Source organism: Streptomyces sp. NBC_01450, from assembly GCF_036227505.1.
In the GTDB taxonomy this organism is placed as follows: Bacteria; Actinomycetota; Actinomycetes; order Streptomycetales; family Streptomycetaceae; genus Streptomyces.
The window spans coordinates 133,705-147,781 of sequence record NZ_CP109481.1 but is presented as its reverse complement, the minus strand read 5'-3'; the positions used below and the strand labels follow the sequence as shown (position 1 = coordinate 147,781).

Genomic DNA, 14,077 nt, shown 5'->3' with positions numbered 1-14,077 from the left:
CGGGCGGTCGAGGGTCGGAGGTCTTGATTCCGGTGGCTCCGTGGCTCCGTCGTCGCGTCGAGAACTCGGGAGCGCCCGGGGCCGGGTCCCCGGACAATGATCGTCATGACGTCCCTCCACTCCAACCCACTCTTCACCCGGCTCGCCGATGCCGAACGGATCCTCGTCGCGGGCGCGGGTGGCGGCTTCGACATCTACTCCGGCCTGCCGTTGGCTCTCTCCCTCCTGCATCAAGGCAAGCAGGTATATCTCGCGAACCTCTCCTTCAGCGCACTCGACGGTCTCCCGATCGATGACTGGGTCGCCCCCGACCTGGCCGCCGTCACTCCCGACTCCGCTTTGCACCAGATCTACTTCCCGGAGCGGACCCTCGCTCAGTGGCTGCGCCAACACGGCTACCCGTCCACCGTGTACGCCTTCCCCCAGACCGGGGTGCGCCCGCTGCGCGCCGCCTACGAAGCACTGATCGAGCTGCACAGCGTCGACGCTGTGGTGCTGGTCGACGGCGGTACGGACATTCTGATGCGCGGTGATGAAGCCGGGCTCGGCACTCCGGAGGAGGACCTGACGAGCGTGGCGGCGCTGGCCGCGCTGGAGGGCATACCGACCCGGCTCGTCGTGTCGGTCGGCTTCGGCGTAGACGCGTACCACGGCGTGAACCACGTGCAGGTATTGGAGAACATCGCCGCACTGGAGCGCGACGGCGCGTACCTCGGCGCGTTCTCGATACCGCGCGCCACTCGTGAGGGCGCCCTCTACCTTGACGCGGTGACGCACGCTCAGCACCACACCCCGGAGCACCCCAGCATCGTGAACGGTTCAATCGCGGCAGCCGTGCGCGGCTCGTTCGGCGATGTCCGGTTCACTGACCGCACCCGGGGCAGCGAGTTGTTCGTGAACCCGCTGATGTCCCTGTACTTCGCCTTCGACCTCCCGGGCCTGGCAGCCCGCTGCCTCTACCTGGACCGGATCGAGGACACCCACCTGATGCGCCAAGTCCACTCGCGGATTGCCGAGTTCCGCGAATCCACAGTCACTCGCCCACCCCGCAGCTTCCCGCATTAGGCCGTGTCCCACAGTTCCACCCCGCGGCCGAGGCTGCTGGTGGCGAGGGTGCGGCCGTCCGGGGTGAGCACCGTCGCACCGTAGGCGCTGTCCGGGAAGGTCTCACGGAGCCGGCCGGTACGGGGGTCCCGCAGACGTACCGTGCCGTCGTCGGCGGCACTCACCATGCGGCCGTCGGACCGGAACGCCACCGAGAGCACGGAACCGCGGTGGCCGACGAGACGATGACGCAAGGGCACGGCCAGGAGCACGGCGAGATCGGAGTCGGTGCCGATGAGGGCGTTGGACTGCGCGGCGAACTGCCGGGGCAGGGCGACCTTCCAGGCGGAATCGGCAGCCTGTCGCTGCTGTTCGCCGGCCCGGCTCTGCTGCCAGGCGACCAGGGCGGCGGTGAGGGGGAGGACGAGCAGGGCGGACAAGGCGGCATTGAGGGTGCGCAGACGCCGGGCGGTACGCGCTGCGGCGCGCTCTTCCTGATCATGTGCAGTTGTGCTGGCGGTGGGGAACTGGTGCTCCAGAGCGGTCAGATCCTCAGCAGGACCGCTGCTGAAGCGCTCCTCGGCAGGGACGAGACGACTTCCCCGGTACAGAGCCCCCGGGGTCAGTGGCCGGCTGCGGTGTCCCCGCGGAACGCCCCAGCCACCACGGGGACCAGTCGCCGCTCGATCTGCTCGGCTGACAGGGTGGCCAGCTCGGCGCCGATGGGTGCCAGCGCGAGCCAGTTCAGCAGGCCGGCCGCGCATCGCGTACGGAAGATCAGTTCCTGCTCGTCGATTCCGGGAAGGTTCGCTGTCAGCACCCGGAGAGCCTCCCGGCGACTCCGGTCGAACTTGCCGGCCAGCCGCTCCCACCCCTGGGGCGGCTCGATGCCGACGCGCGCCACGGTCCGCATCACGGCCAGGTCTTGTCCGCCGGCCGCCAGTGCGCGCACCATCGGCCGGGCGAAGGCTGCCGCCACCTCCTGGAGTGTCGAAGTGGAGTCAAGGGGATCGAGTGCCTGGATCTGCGCGTCCAGATACCGTTCCAGCGCGTGCTCGATCGCCGAGTCGCACAGCGCCTTCAGTGATCCGAAGTGGTAACTCACCGCGGCGACGTTGGCTCCGGCGCGGTCTGTGATCTCGCGGAGTGTCACGCCCTCCTGGCCTCGTTGCGCGAGCAACTCCAGGGCGGCCGTCTGCAGGCCGTCCCGCGTGCGCTGACCAGCCTCTCGGCGCAGGTCCGTCTTTTTCGCCTGTATCACAGCATGAACTCAAGCAGCCGCTTGAGTTGTTTGTCAAACAGCCGCCTCGCGGATCGAGCTGAAGCCGAGCGGATCCGGTCCCAGCGTGAGCGCGATGCCGAGCGCGGCACCGGCGCCATGTCGCGGCAGGGCATGTGCCGTCCGTGCTGTCATCGCGCGAGCGGCACACGCTTCCCCGGAGGCTGCCGGACGGCTTACACGAAGGCGCTGTGGCCGGTGATGGACTTGCCGACGATGAGGGTCTGCATCTCGCGGGTGCCCTCGTAGGAGTAGAGGGCTTCCGCGTCGGCGAAGAACCGGGCGACGTCGTAGTCGAGGAGGATGCCGTTGCCACCGAAGATCTCGCGGCTGAAGGCGACGACCTCCCGCATACGGGAGGTGACGAACGCCTTGGCCAGCGACGAGTGCTCGTCGCGGAAGATGCCCTGGTCCTGCAGCCGGGCGAGCTGTACCAGCATGCCCCAGGAGGCGGTGATGTTGCCCAGGCTCTTCACCAACAGGTCCTGCACCATCTGGAACCCCGCGATCGGACGGCCGAACTGCCGGCGCTCCTTGGCGTAGTCGAGCGCGAGTTCATAGGCGCCGATCATGACGCCCAGGGCCTGCCAGGCGACTCCGCTGCGGGTGAAGCGCAGGATCTCCGCGACGTCCCGGAAGGAGTTGATCTTCTGGAGGCGATTCGCCTCCGCCACGCGTACGTCGGTCAGGGTGATCTCGGCGTTCTCCACGATCCGCAGCGCGATCTTGCCCTCGATCTTCACCGGCTCGAAGCCGGGAGCGCCCTTCTCCACGACGAAGCCCTTGACCTGGTTGTCGTCGACGTCCCGCGCCCACACCACGACGTAGTCGGCGAAGGTGGCGTTGCCGATCCACTTCTTGGCGCCGTTGAGGACCCAGGTGTCGCCCTCGCGCCTGGCGGTGGTGCGCATGCCGCCGGAGACGTCGGAGCCGCCGAGCGGCTCGGTCAGGGCGAAGGCGCCGATCTTCTCCATCGAGGCCATGGCGGGCAGCCACCGGTCGCGCTGCTCTTGGTCGCCGCCGTAGTAGATGGAGTAGAAGCCGAGCCCGTTGTGGACGCCGAAGAAGGTGGCGCACGAGGCGTCGACGCGGCTCATCTCCATGGCGAGCATGCCGTCGAGCAGGTGGCTGATGGCCGGCAGGTGCTCGCCGTAGCCCTCGTAGGACAGGGCGGCCAGCCCGCTGCCGCGGAATTTCTCGATCAGCTCCTTGGGGAACTCGCCCTTGCTCCAGTACTCGTTGACCAGCGGCTTGACCTCTTCGCGCAGGAAGGTGCGGGCCTTGAGCAGTATCTTGCGCTCCTCGTCCGACAGCAGAGCCTCGTAGAGGTAGAAGTCGGCGGCCAGCTGGTCGTCCTGCGGTGCGAGGGGGGTGGCGGTGGTGGTCATCTCAGTTCTCCTTGTGGTGTCGGACATGGCGGAGGTCGTCCAGAGCGGTGATTCCCGGCAACTAGTTGACCGGCAAGTCACCTCCCTTGTGACGGCTGAGACTGATCCTTTGGAGTGGGCACCCTGACGATGGATCCTGATGGTCCAGGGAGGGATGTCCGGGGAGGGATGTCCAGGTGGGACGCAGGTCTTCGTATCCGGAGGAGTTCAGGAAGGACGCGGTCGCGCTCTGTCGCGCCGCGGGCGGCAAGCGCGCGCACATACGCGGCGGTGGCGGCGGACCTCGGCATCACCGCCGAGCCGCTGCGGACGTGGGGCCGCAAGGAGAACGAGTTCCAGGCACTGCCCGAGCGCCGCGAGGCCGGCGGGAGTCCGGCTGGGGAGCTGGCCCGGTTGCGGGCGGAGAACGCCCGGTTGCTGAAGGCGGAGAAGGAGTGGCGGCCGGGCGTCCGGGCCGGCGCGCCGGATGCCGTACAGGTCGCGGACCGCTTCCGTGCGTGGAAGAACCCGAGCGAGGCGGCTCACAAGACGGCCGTGGCACACCACGGCTGCCCACGTCAGGCAACTCGCCGAATCGACCTGGTCAAGCCTCGCGGCTGAGAAGGCTGACATCCTGCGGGAGCGTCGCCCGCAGTTCCCTCACCAAGGCGCGCACGACAGCGGATCCGGCCAGTTCGGACGTGGTGACATAGCCGACCTGGCGTGTCGGGCGCTCGGGGCCGAGATCAGTGATCCCGACCGAGTCCGGTGCTCCGACCAAGGAGAGCGCCGGCATGATCGCCATTCCGTGACCTGCGCTCACCAAGGAGAGCACCGCTCCGTCGTCCTCGGCCTCGACGGTTGCCTTCGGGATCCAGTCCTGCGCAGCCCACCAGTCGCGGGTGTACGAGCCGCAGTTCTCGGCCCAGTCGACCAGCGGCAGCGAGCGCGGGGCGGCGTGACCCGTCGCGTGCACCAGGGCATACGGCTCTTCAAGGAGTCCGTTCGCGACCAGACCTGGTGGAAGCAGCACGGAGCCGCCCAGTGTGGCGATGGCTATGTCGGCTTTCCCGTCGGCCACTTCGCCCGCTGTGCCGCGCCCCACCTCGCGTACGATCCGCACCCGCGGCTCGATCCCGGGGTGTCGGGCGCGCAGCCGCTGCAGGACGGCCGGCAGCAAATGGAGAGCCGCGCTGCGGAAAGCCGCGATCCGCAGCGGCCCCTCCGCGGCATCGGACCGGGCCGCGCCGCGCGCCTCGGCGGTCAGGACGTCCAGCAGGCGCAGGATGCGGCGGGCGTGCGCGACGGCCTTGTCTCCGGCGGGGGTGGGGCGGGCGCCGGTGCGGCCGCGTTCGAAGAGGACGGCACCGATTCTGCGCTCGCTGCCGCGAACCGAGTGGGAGACCGCGGACTGGGTCAGACCGAGTACGCCGGCCGCGGCCGAGAAACCGCCCGTGTCCGCGACCGCCACCAGGACGCGCAGTTCCTGCGGGGCGAGATCGGAGTCGGTCGTGCGGGCCACGGGGCGCTCACCTCAACGTATGAGAACTGCTCATGGAACGGTGTGTCGCATGAGCCCAACCGGCTGCCCGGGCGGCGCATTCCCGCCTTACGGTCCGGGCATGAACGAGACCGCGCTCACCGTGCACCAGACCGCCCGCCCCCACGGCTTTCCCACCGCCGAGCACTTCGCCTGCGTCGAATCCACGCTTCCCGACCCCGCGGCCGGCAGCGCGCTCGTGGAGAACCTCTACTGGTCCGTCGACCCCTACCACCGCGAGATGATGGACGACGTGCCCGGCGGCTTCGCACTCGGCGCACCGCTGGAGGGCCGCGCCATCGGGCGGGTGATCGCCTCGCGCACGCCTCGGCTGACCGAGGGCGAGATCGTGTTCCACCGGCAGGGCTGGCGCACGCACGCGGTGGTCACGCCCGAGGAGATCCGGCGACTGCCCCGGTTCGACGGGGTGCCCCTGACCGCGTACCTGAGCACCCTCGGCGGCACCGGCCTGACCGCCTATGTGGGCCTGACCCGGATCGCCCGGCTCCAGGAGGGGGAGGACCTGTTCGTGTCGGCCGCCGCGGGCGGGGTCGGCACGGCGACCGGGCGGTTCGCCGGACTGCTCGGCGCCGGACGGCTCGTGGGCAGCGCCGGCTCGGCGGCGAAGGCCGGCCACCTCATACGGGAGGTGGGCTATGACGCCGTCTTCGACTACCACGACGGGCCCGCCGCCGACCTGCTCGGCAAGGCCGCGCCGGGCGGCATCGACGTGTTCGTCGACAACGTCGGCGGCGAGCAACTGGCCGCGGCGGTGGGAGCGCTGCGCGAGTTCGGGCGCATCGTCCGCGTCGGCACGATCAGCCAGTACAACACCCCCGACGCGCCGTCGCCGCGCTTCAACTACGCGGACATCGTGGAGAAGAGCCTCCGCATGGAGGGCTTCCTGGTCAGCAACTACCGCGCCGTGCAGGAGGAGTTGTACGAGTTCGCGGTACCGCATCTGCAGAGCGGCCGGCTCGCTCTGGACGAGACGGTGGTCGACGGTTTCGAGCACATCGTGGACGCGTTCCTGGGAATGCTGCGCGGCGAGAACACCGGCAAGATCATCGTGCGGGACCGCACGCAGGCCCGTCCGTAAGACGGGCACCCGAACTCCGGTGTCATGAAGGGAATCCGTGCGCGTGGGGCTGGTGCGAGCGTCATCACGAGGTCGAGGTCACAGCGCGAATCATGCGGGCAGCGTATCGGGGCCGGCACGCTGCACGCCCGCCGCCCGGACGGGCACCCAGCCCGAGTTCGTCTCACCGCACAGGACATCGTCTAAATGATGTTGAGGCGGTCGAGGAACGGTGTCGCGGCGGATGTGTCCCCCGTGATGCGGCAGTGGTCGCGCCAGGGTTTGCGGGTGGTGGCCCAGGCGATGAAGGCGAGTGCCGTGCTGTGGACCCGGGTGGTGGCGTCCGCACCGGGTGCCACGGTCAGCTGCCCGTCCGGCTCGGTCGCGGGGAGGAGGGTGACGGTGGTGGCGCCCGGCCCGGTCAGGTCGAGGACGAGAGGCCTGCGGACGGTGGCGGTGAGTTCGGGCCCCTGCATCTGGGGGAGGCTGGCGCGCATGAAGTCGACGGCGAGGGCGACCTGGTCGTCGGTCGGTTCCGGCAGGGTGAACGGGAGCGGGCCGTCCGGGGCGAGCATGTCGTTGCGGAGGTGACAGAAGACGTTGAAAGCCATGGTGTTCGCCAGGAGGTGGCGCGGATACGTCCCGAGCCCGGCCACCTGGACGGCCTCGTCGGCCCCGGGTACCTCCTGGGCCGCTTCCAGGAGGTCCAGCTGGCGAGGTGTGCTGCGCCGCCACTCGTCGAGGACTTCCGCATGGCTCCAGCCACGGCGTTCGTCGACGCGCAGGTCGTGGTAGCGCTCGCGGTTCTTCGGCAGTGAGGGGTCGGGCGGTGGCGGGTCCACCGCCTCGGAGGCGAGGGCCGCGAGGTGGGCCAGCACGTCGATCACGCGCCAGCCGTCGCATGCGGACGGCAGGTCCCATTGCTCGTCGTCCACCTGGGGAATGATCTCCGCCAGTTGCGCCGTGCTCGAACGCGCGGCGGCGATGCCGGCACGGGTCATCGTTCCTCCCTCGCCTCTCTCGAACGGGACGGCCCGGTCAGGATGCGGCCCGGCGGGACATTCGGTAGGTCGCGGCGACATCCGCGCGGCCCAGTCCGCCGTCGGCCGCGAGGTGGAGGCGTTCGCGTACGACTTCCGCGATGCCCAGGCGCAGGCCGGCGGCACGGGCGGTGTCGACTGCCGCCCGCTATCGGGGGGTTCAGGCGTCCTGGCCGATCCAGACGGTCTTGGCGTTCATGAACTCCCGCATGCCGAGGTCGGACAGCTCGCGTCCGTAGCCGCTGCGTTTGACGCCCCCGAAGGGGATCTCGGGGTAGCTGGCCGTGTTGCCGTTGATGAAGGCCATGCCTGACTGCAGGGTCAGCTCGGCGAACCTCCTGAGGACCTCACCGGTCACCGGACTCGTCGTTGCCATAGCCATGAATCCACGCTAAGACCGGCCGATAAGACCTGCAATTCACCCATGTGCACCCCTCCTGACCTGCGAAGCGGCGCGCTCGCCATCGGGAGCCGTACCTTCCGCTGCCGATCACCCAGCAGGGCACCGGATGCGCGGAAAACGCAGACACGCGAACATTGTGATATCCGAAGCGGCGGCAGCGGTGACCGCGGCCGCCACCAAGTACCCACCGTCGGCTCTCCGCGTTCCGCGCCGCACGATTCTTACTGTGCTCAGTCGCCGAAGAAGCCGAGTTCACCTGGTACGCCGAGGAAGGGGAAGCGCGTGACCGCCTCTGGGATCTTGAAATCAGGCAAGGGTGGACTGGCCCTCGGAGCGGCGGTGCTCTCCGTCCTGACCGTGGTGCCGGCTCACGCCGCAGACGACCTCGGCAGGGCCCCGGGGGGCCAGAAGCCGACCGTGGTGCTCGTACACGGAGCATTCGCCGACGGGTCCAGCTGGAACGCAGTGGTGCAGCGCCTGCAGCGGGACGGCTACCAGGTCATCGCCCCGCCCAACACGCTGCGCGGCATACCCCAGGACTCGACGTACCTGAACAGCCTCCTGAAAACCATCAAGGGGCCGATCGTCCTCGTCGGACACTCCTACGGCGGCGAGGTGATCTCGCAGGCGGCCGCCGGGCTCGACAACGTCAAGGCGCTGGTGTACGTCAACGCGATCATGCCGGACAAGGGTGAGTCGTTCGCCAGCCTCTCCGGCAAGTTCCCGGCCGCCCCGCTCACCAAGGCGCTCCAGCAAGTGCCCTTCCGCAACGGCGACGGCACCACGGGCACGGACATGTACATCCAGGCCGCCAAGTTCCACGCGACCTTCGCCCAGGACCTCCCGCAGCAGCAGACGTCCGTCATGGCGTCGACGCAGCGCCCGATCGCGCAGTCGGCGTTCACCGACAAGCTCACCGCAGCGGCCTGGCGCGACAAGCCGGTCTACGTGCTCGTCGGCAGGCAGGACCGGGCCATCGACCCAAGCCTTGAGCGGTACGAGGCCAAGCGCGCACACGCGCGCAAGACGGTGGAGATCAACTCCTCGCACGTGTCCCTGGTCTCACACCCCCAGGCGGTCACGGATCTCATCGTGAGCGCGGCCCGCGACTCCGGTCACCAGTAGGCGAACAGACATCTTGCTCAGCTGCCCCTCTACAGACACGGGCACACGAAAGGGCCCCATGCAGCGGATTGCGCCCTATGAAAACGGCTCATCCACCTCGTTTTCGGGCAGGGTGCCCGGTCCTTCAGGGTCGGGGTGAATGCTCGCTCCCGCGGAGCGGGGCAGGGGTGGCCGAATCGCCTTCAGGGCGATTCGGCGTCTTGCCCGGGGTGACGGCGCGTCGCACGGCGGCGATCAGCCAGGAGTTCAGGGAGCGGTCGTCGGCCTCGGCGGCGGCTCGGGCCTGTTCGTGCAGGTCGTCGGGGAGTCTCAGGTTTACATGCTTCATGGGACCATGATTGAGCTAGATTGGTCCTATGGCAAGGTTTCGGATGTACCCCACGGGCGAGCAGGAGCAGCAGATGCTGCTGCACTGCGCGCACGCCCGGTACGTGTGGAATCTGGCCGTCGAGCAGCATTCGTACTGGTACAGGGGCAGGAAGGCCGCGCCCGGTTTCGCCGAGCAGTGCCGCCAGCTCACCGAGGCCCGCACCGCCAGTGAGTGGCTGCGTGAGGGCAACGCGGATGTGCAGCAGCAGGCGTTGAAGGACTTCGGAAGGGCCAGGCAGGCGAGGTTCACCTCCGGGTTCGGCGAGCCGACCTGGCGCAGGAAGCACCGGCACGAGGGCTTTCGCGTCATCGGCACCGACCGCGTCCCGGAGTTCGACACCGACGGCGGCCCGAAGCTGAACGCGAAGACCGGCAGGCAGGTCATGGGCCGCTCGGTGGTGGTCCAGAGGCTGAACCGGCGATGGGCGCAGGTGATGGTGCCGGGCTGCGGCTGGGTCCGCTTCCGCCTCACCCGGACCGGGCTGCCGCAGGCGAAGACGTTCCGGGTCACTTGGAAGAACGGGCAGTGGCACATCGCCTTCGCCGTCATCCCCGCCCCGGTCACGGCGCCGGGCACCGGCGAGGTCATCGGCATCGACCGGGGCGTCACGATCACCGCGGCCCTGTCGGACGGCCGGATGCTGAACTGTCCCCAGCTCACCACCCGTGAGCGGGCACAGATCCGCAAACATCAGCGGCGCGGCGCCCGCGCGCCCAAGAACAGCTCGCAGAAGACGACCGAGTACGCGAAGGTCGCCGAGCTCAAGGCCCGCGAAGCCGACCGGCGCAAGGACTGGTGCGAGAAGACCTCGACCATGCTGGCCAGGTCGTACGACCTGGTGCGGTTCGAGAAGCTGAACATCAAGAACATGACACGCTCGGCGAAGGGGACCAACAAGGAGCCGGGCAAGCGGGTCGCGCAGAAAGCAGGGCTGAACCGGGCGATCCTCGCGCAGGGCTGGGGCCTGCTGCGCCGGCGCACCGAGCACAAGGCCCCCGGTCGGGTCGAGGACGTACCCGCCCCCTACACCAGCCTGCGGTGCAGTGCCTGCGGATGGATCGACAAGAACTCGCGCAAGAGCCAAGCCGAGTTCGTCTGCTCCTCCTGCGGCTTCACCTGCAACGCGGACACCAATGCAGCAACCAACGTCGCGGCAGGACAGGACGGCGATAGCCGCCCCGGGTGCCAAGCCCGTGCCGGAGGGACAACACCGCCCAGACAGCGGTCGAGTGTCCGTGAACCGCAACCCACCCGGGTTGGAATCCCCCTCTTTTAAGAGGGGGAGGATGTCAATGTCAGAGACAGGAAACCGCCTGCCCCAGCTACATACATCGACGTATCGCGTGCCACGAGGAGGCCGGCCCCGACGGGGAGCGGCAAGCGCACACGTGACTCGGGTGCCGAGGGGGTGTGCAGGATCAGCGTGTCGCCCAGCAGATGGGCCGTCAGAGCGCGGCCGTGACGGTCACGTACCGTACGCGGACAACGGGCCTCGCCCTCGCCGGAGCAGGTGTGCTCGTGGCGCAGAAAGCCGGTGCGCGCGTCCCGGACACGTAGGGCCGCCCCGTCTGGGAAGACATGCGTAGGGGTGAGCACGGGTTCCGGACTACGCGGCCAAGAAGGCGCGGGTCGAGCACCTGTGCGCGATCGCTGACTGCGAGGTTGTACCCGACGAAGACGAGCCAGAAGTGGTGTTTCGCCTGGACGAGTTCCGTCCGCTCAACCTCCAGTCGCGTCCGGGTCGGCAGTGGGCCGAGCGCGGCGGCAAAGGCAAGGATCCCGACCGTGAACCCAGGCCACGGCGGCGCGCGACCTGCACCCGACCGTACGACATCCGGCGCCTGCTCGCCGCCTGCACCCCGACCAACTCCTCATGGTTGAACCGCATCGAGGCCCAGTTCACCGCGCTGCGCCACTTCACCCTCGACAACACCGATCACGCCAGCCGCAAAGAGCACGGCAGCATGATCCGCCTCTACCTCATCTGGCGAAACCGCCACGCTGACGACCGGCGCCTACGAGCCGAGGTCGCCAGGGCAAACGTTGCCTGATACGGACTGGGTGGCCGTCGGTTCCCGGGCGGCCGTAACGACGGCTGTCAGGTCTGCGCCCGCTCGGAGCAGTGCCACGGTCCGTGTGGCGATCTGGTCAAGACGCTGTTGCAGGATGCGTTGGGTCTCTCCCAGGCCGTCGAGTCGGTGCAGGGAGCCCATGATCTCGCGCACTGCGGGAATGCCGTAACCGGTGTTGCGGAGGGCCGCAACGATTCGGGCCGCTCTGGAGGCTGAAAGACCGTAGCGGCGTGCTTGCAGTGACGTCACTCGCTCGGGGGTGACGAGCCCTTCCTGCTCCCAGAACCGCAGGGTGGAGGGACGTACATTGAGCGCTCCGGCGAGCTCTGTGATCGTCATCGCGTCACTGTCCTGCTCGAACTCGGGTGCGTTCGCTTCGGCCTGGATCGCACGCAACGCTTGTTGAGCGTGCAGGGCCTCCTCTCGTTCCCGCGCGAGTCGAACATGGACCGTGTTGATCGCCGAGGCTGCCTCCGCGAGGGTTTCTGTCCGCAGTTCCGCGAGCATCTGCCGGGCTGTGACAGGGCCAACAGCACCTGCGAGTCCCCGGTAGGCGCGAAGGGCGTGGACGTGCAGCGGTGTGTAGGAGCGGTAACCGTTGCTCGATCGAGCGGCTGGGGGAATGACTCCCAGCCGCTCCAGGTCGCGAACCTGTTGCACCGAGTACCCCGACTCCATGGCGACGTCGGTGGTTCGGAGCGGTACCCGTTGCGAACCGCTCACCAGCTCGCCCATCAGCCAACCCCACATAAGCACTTGAAGGTGATGCTTGAACCATGAGTATGGAACAGATCATCGCGACCGTGCGAGGCTTCGCCGGCGCGCTCGTGGTCGTCCCGGGGCCGGGCGGCGACTTCCCCGAGCTCGCGTGGGGGGATGCGTTCTTCTACTACGCCCCCGACGGTCGGATGCCCCAGAACGTCCAGCCTTACGGGACGATCGTCATCAAGAACTACCCCGACGACGCCGCCTCCGACCTTGACCCTCCGGGCCGCTGGCGCGTGAACATCCACGCCGACCGTGCGACGTTCCGGGCGCTCACGGGGGAGGAGTCGCGCAGCCTCACCCGGCCTCGCGACTACGCAGCCGTCGACAGCGTGATGCCGCACCCGGTGTACGGGGTACTCGGCTGGGTCTCTGTCGTCAATCCTGGTGAGAGGACAACGGACACGGTGGTGCAGCTTCTGCGCAGCGCCCACGGCGCTGCTTGTGCCAGGTTCGCGCGGCGACATGAACCGGGAAGGTCTCTGGAAAATGACTGACACGGTTCCAGGCCAAGCGGACTTGAGGGCGAACGTTGCCCGATGCGGCACTGGCGGGCGACGAGACGGGGCCGGGTGTAACCGCGAGGAGCGTGTCCCGCGGCGTCGAGACCCGGACGGCGGGGAGTACGACGCCCACGTATACGGCGGTGAAGACGTACCCTTCGGAGACATCTGCCGAACCGCACCGAAGGGGTCGGGAGTTGGCCGTACCAGCGGTAGGTCCGATCGCGGACTTCCGCGCAGAGCTTCGGCGCCTGGTCCGCGCAGGCAAATTACCTGCTCTGAGTACCTCAGGAGCGCAGGTCAGTCATCTTTCCTTTGAGGACGCCTTGCGGGCGTGAACCCATCGGCCGGGGCCCCGGCCGGCCCTGGCTGTTGCTCCGGGCCAATCCAGGTTCGGGCGATTTCCGCGACCCAGGTGGCCGCCGCCTCCGGAGCGGGTGGGGGTGCGCCGACGACGACCAGTTCGGTGACGCCTGCCGCACCGAGTGCGGGGAGGTGCTCCGGTGTCCCGTCGCTCAGCGCGACGGCGACTGTGAGCTCGTCAAAAGCGCGACCGTGGCGGGCGCACTCGTCGGCGAGAACGGCGATGCGCGCCGGGACGTCGGCCGCCGGGACGTTGAAGCCGTACCAGCCATCGGCGAGCGTGACCGCGCGGCGCAAGGCGGCGTCGCTGTTGCCGCCGACCACGACCGGGAGCCGGCCGCCGCGCAGCGGCTTCGGGTTGACCCGGATCGCGTCGAAGCGGGTGAACTCCCCTGAGAAGGAGGCCGGGTCCTCGGCCCAGAGGGTGCGCATCGCGGCGAGGTACTCTTCGGTGCGCTGCCCGCGCCTGGCGAAGGGGACCCCGAGCGCTGCGAATTCCTCGGCCGACCAGCCGACTCCGACCCCGAGGCTGAACCGCCCGGCGCAGAGCACATCGAGTGTGGCGGCCTGTTTGGCGGCCAGGACGGGGTTGTGCTCAGGCAGCAGGAGTACGCCGGTGGCGAGCTCGATGCGGCTGGTGACCGCCGCCGCGAAGGCCAGGGCAAGCAGCGGGTCCAGCCAGTCCGCGTCCGCGGGCACGGCGATCCGGCCGTCCACGGAGTAGGGGTAGCGGGAGGCCGGTTCATCCACGAGTACCACGTGCTCGCCGCACCAGAGCCTCGCGAAGCCGTGCGTCTCCGCGGCTGCGGCCACCGCACGGATCACCTCGGGACGGGCACCGTCACCGATACCGAGCGCGTGCAACCCCACTCGCATTCTCCACCTCCGGGCGTCACCTTAAGCACGAAGCCCGGACGCGCTCGGGTGACGTGGCGCGCCGCGCGCGGAGCCGGCGGGGCGTGTCGTCCGGACGAGTGAGACCACCGCCCCCGTACCGGCGCTGTGATGCTTGCCCGACTCCGGTCGTCTCCTGGGATGTTGAGCCCGTAGGTCAGTCTGGTGCGGGGGCTGTCGAGGGGCCACGCACTGTTGCTTCGAGCACGCCGGTCAGATTCTCGTCTCCCCTCG

The 14,077-nt window shown here is 68.9% G+C and carries 14 protein-coding genes and 3 pseudogenes; 8 read left to right on the top strand and 9 right to left on the bottom strand.

All coding sequences use genetic code 11. The annotated features are described in order from the left end of the window. Positions 1-105: 105 nt before the first annotated feature. The gene (locus OG568_RS48835; protein WP_329529809.1) at positions 106-1,065 is read left to right on the top strand and encodes a DUF1152 domain-containing protein; all 960 of its coding nucleotides are present in this window, start codon (positions 106-108) and stop codon (positions 1,063-1,065) included. Here the strand turns inward: OG568_RS48835 and OG568_RS48830 are convergent. The 3 genes from OG568_RS48830 to OG568_RS48820 form a co-directional block, all read right to left on the bottom strand. Further along, on the bottom strand, positions 1,062-1,484 hold the full coding sequence (locus OG568_RS48830; protein ID WP_329529808.1) for a WD40 repeat domain-containing protein: 423 nt from the start codon (positions 1,482-1,484) through the stop codon (positions 1,062-1,064). The genes OG568_RS48835 and OG568_RS48830 overlap by 4 nt on opposite strands. 182 nt (positions 1,485-1,666) lie before the next feature. After that, on the bottom strand, positions 1,667-2,305 hold the full coding sequence (locus tag OG568_RS48825) for a TetR/AcrR family transcriptional regulator (RefSeq protein ID WP_329529807.1): 639 nt from the start codon (positions 2,303-2,305) through the stop codon (positions 1,667-1,669). A gap of 194 nt (positions 2,306-2,499) precedes the next feature. Further along, entirely contained in the window at positions 2,500-3,711 is a 1,212-nt protein-coding gene (locus tag OG568_RS48820; protein WP_329529806.1) for an acyl-CoA dehydrogenase family protein, read from the bottom strand. 176 nt (positions 3,712-3,887) lie between these two features. Between OG568_RS48820 and OG568_RS48815 the strand changes: the two are divergent. After that, positions 3,888-4,176 (top strand): annotated as a pseudogene (locus OG568_RS48815) (transposase); the annotation flags it as partial. Positions 4,177-4,294: 118 nt separating this feature from the next. Here OG568_RS48815 and OG568_RS48810 read toward each other — a convergent pair. Further along, positions 4,295-5,212: a LysR family transcriptional regulator gene (locus OG568_RS48810; RefSeq protein WP_329529805.1), complete on the bottom strand. Its 918-nt coding sequence runs from the start codon at positions 5,210-5,212 to the stop codon at positions 4,295-4,297. Positions 5,213-5,312: 100 nt separating this feature from the next. On the opposite strand from OG568_RS48810, the gene OG568_RS48805 reads away from it, so the two are divergent. Continuing rightward, positions 5,313-6,329 (top strand): NADP-dependent oxidoreductase, encoded by a 1,017-nt coding sequence (locus tag OG568_RS48805; protein WP_329529804.1) that lies wholly within the window; start codon positions 5,313-5,315, stop codon positions 6,327-6,329. A 182-nt stretch (positions 6,330-6,511) separates the two neighbouring features. On the opposite strand, the gene OG568_RS48800 is transcribed toward OG568_RS48805, so the two are convergent. Beyond that, complete coding sequence (locus tag OG568_RS48800; protein ID WP_329529803.1) at positions 6,512-7,309, bottom strand: maleylpyruvate isomerase family mycothiol-dependent enzyme; 798 nt, start codon at positions 7,307-7,309, stop codon at positions 6,512-6,514. A gap of 199 nt (positions 7,310-7,508) precedes the next feature. Beyond that, a pseudogene (locus OG568_RS48795) lies at positions 7,509-7,718 on the bottom strand (aldehyde dehydrogenase family protein); the annotation flags it as partial. A gap of 315 nt (positions 7,719-8,033) precedes the next feature. Between OG568_RS48795 and OG568_RS48790 the strand changes: the two are divergent. After that, positions 8,034-8,876, top strand: a complete 843-nt coding sequence (locus tag OG568_RS48790; protein WP_329529802.1) for an alpha/beta fold hydrolase — start codon at positions 8,034-8,036, stop codon at positions 8,874-8,876. Positions 8,877-9,000: 124 nt separating this feature from the next. On the opposite strand, the gene OG568_RS48785 is transcribed toward OG568_RS48790, so the two are convergent. After that, the gene (locus tag OG568_RS48785; RefSeq protein ID WP_266658166.1) at positions 9,001-9,204 is read right to left on the bottom strand and encodes a YlcI/YnfO family protein; all 204 of its coding nucleotides are present in this window, start codon (positions 9,202-9,204) and stop codon (positions 9,001-9,003) included. 28 nt (positions 9,205-9,232) lie between these two features. On the opposite strand from OG568_RS48785, the gene OG568_RS48780 reads away from it, so the two are divergent. The 3 genes and pseudogenes from OG568_RS48780 to OG568_RS48770 all read left to right on the top strand — a co-directional run. Further along, positions 9,233-10,522, top strand: coding sequence for an RNA-guided endonuclease InsQ/TnpB family protein (locus OG568_RS48780; protein ID WP_329529801.1), 1,290 nt, complete (start codon positions 9,233-9,235; stop codon positions 10,520-10,522). 134 nt (positions 10,523-10,656) lie between these two features. Continuing rightward, positions 10,657-10,803 carry a hypothetical protein gene (locus OG568_RS48775; RefSeq protein ID WP_266658162.1) on the top strand — a complete coding sequence of 49 codons (147 nt, stop codon included), beginning with the start codon at positions 10,657-10,659 and terminating at the stop codon, positions 10,801-10,803. A gap of 44 nt (positions 10,804-10,847) precedes the next feature. Beyond that, positions 10,848-11,297, top strand: a pseudogene (locus OG568_RS48770) (IS630 family transposase); the annotation flags it as partial. On the opposite strand, the gene OG568_RS48765 reads toward OG568_RS48770, so the two are convergent. Next, positions 11,262-12,053, bottom strand: coding sequence for a MerR family transcriptional regulator (locus tag OG568_RS48765; RefSeq protein ID WP_329529800.1), 792 nt, complete (start codon positions 12,051-12,053; stop codon positions 11,262-11,264). The pseudogene OG568_RS48770 and the gene OG568_RS48765 sit on opposite strands and share 36 nt — an antisense overlap. A gap of 47 nt (positions 12,054-12,100) precedes the next feature. Here OG568_RS48765 and OG568_RS48760 point away from each other — a divergent pair, with 47 nt between their 5' ends. Continuing rightward, complete coding sequence (locus OG568_RS48760) at positions 12,101-12,580, top strand: DUF6194 family protein (protein WP_329536224.1); 480 nt, start codon at positions 12,101-12,103, stop codon at positions 12,578-12,580. A gap of 306 nt (positions 12,581-12,886) precedes the next feature. Here OG568_RS48760 and OG568_RS48755 read toward each other — a convergent pair whose 3' ends face one another. After that, positions 12,887-13,825: an LLM class F420-dependent oxidoreductase gene (locus OG568_RS48755; RefSeq protein WP_329529799.1), complete on the bottom strand. Its 939-nt coding sequence runs from the start codon at positions 13,823-13,825 to the stop codon at positions 12,887-12,889. Positions 13,826-14,077 lie beyond the last annotated feature (252 nt).

What these genes read in the sequence shown, in the direction of transcription:
- OG568_RS48835 (WP_329529809.1), top strand. Translation starts at nt 106, where the DNA reads ATGACGTCCCTCCACTCCAACCCACTCTTCACCCGGCTCGCCGATGCC.
- OG568_RS48820 (WP_329529806.1), bottom strand. Translation starts at nt 3,711, where the DNA reads ATGACCACCACCGCCACCCCCCTCGCACCGCAGGACGACCAGCTGGCC.
- OG568_RS48805 (WP_329529804.1), top strand. Translation starts at nt 5,313, where the DNA reads ATGAACGAGACCGCGCTCACCGTGCACCAGACCGCCCGCCCCCACGGC.
- OG568_RS48800 (WP_329529803.1), bottom strand. Translation starts at nt 7,309, where the DNA reads ATGACCCGTGCCGGCATCGCCGCCGCGCGTTCGAGCACGGCGCAACTG.
- OG568_RS48785 (WP_266658166.1), bottom strand. Translation starts at nt 9,204, where the DNA reads ATGAAGCATGTAAACCTGAGACTCCCCGACGACCTGCACGAACAGGCC.
- OG568_RS48780 (WP_329529801.1), top strand. Translation starts at nt 9,233, where the DNA reads ATGGCAAGGTTTCGGATGTACCCCACGGGCGAGCAGGAGCAGCAGATG.
- OG568_RS48765 (WP_329529800.1), bottom strand. Translation starts at nt 12,053, where the DNA reads ATGGGCGAGCTGGTGAGCGGTTCGCAACGGGTACCGCTCCGAACCACC.
- OG568_RS48760 (WP_329536224.1), top strand. Translation starts at nt 12,101, where the DNA reads ATGGAACAGATCATCGCGACCGTGCGAGGCTTCGCCGGCGCGCTCGTG.
- OG568_RS48755 (WP_329529799.1), bottom strand. Translation starts at nt 13,825, where the DNA reads ATGCGAGTGGGGTTGCACGCGCTCGGTATCGGTGACGGTGCCCGTCCC.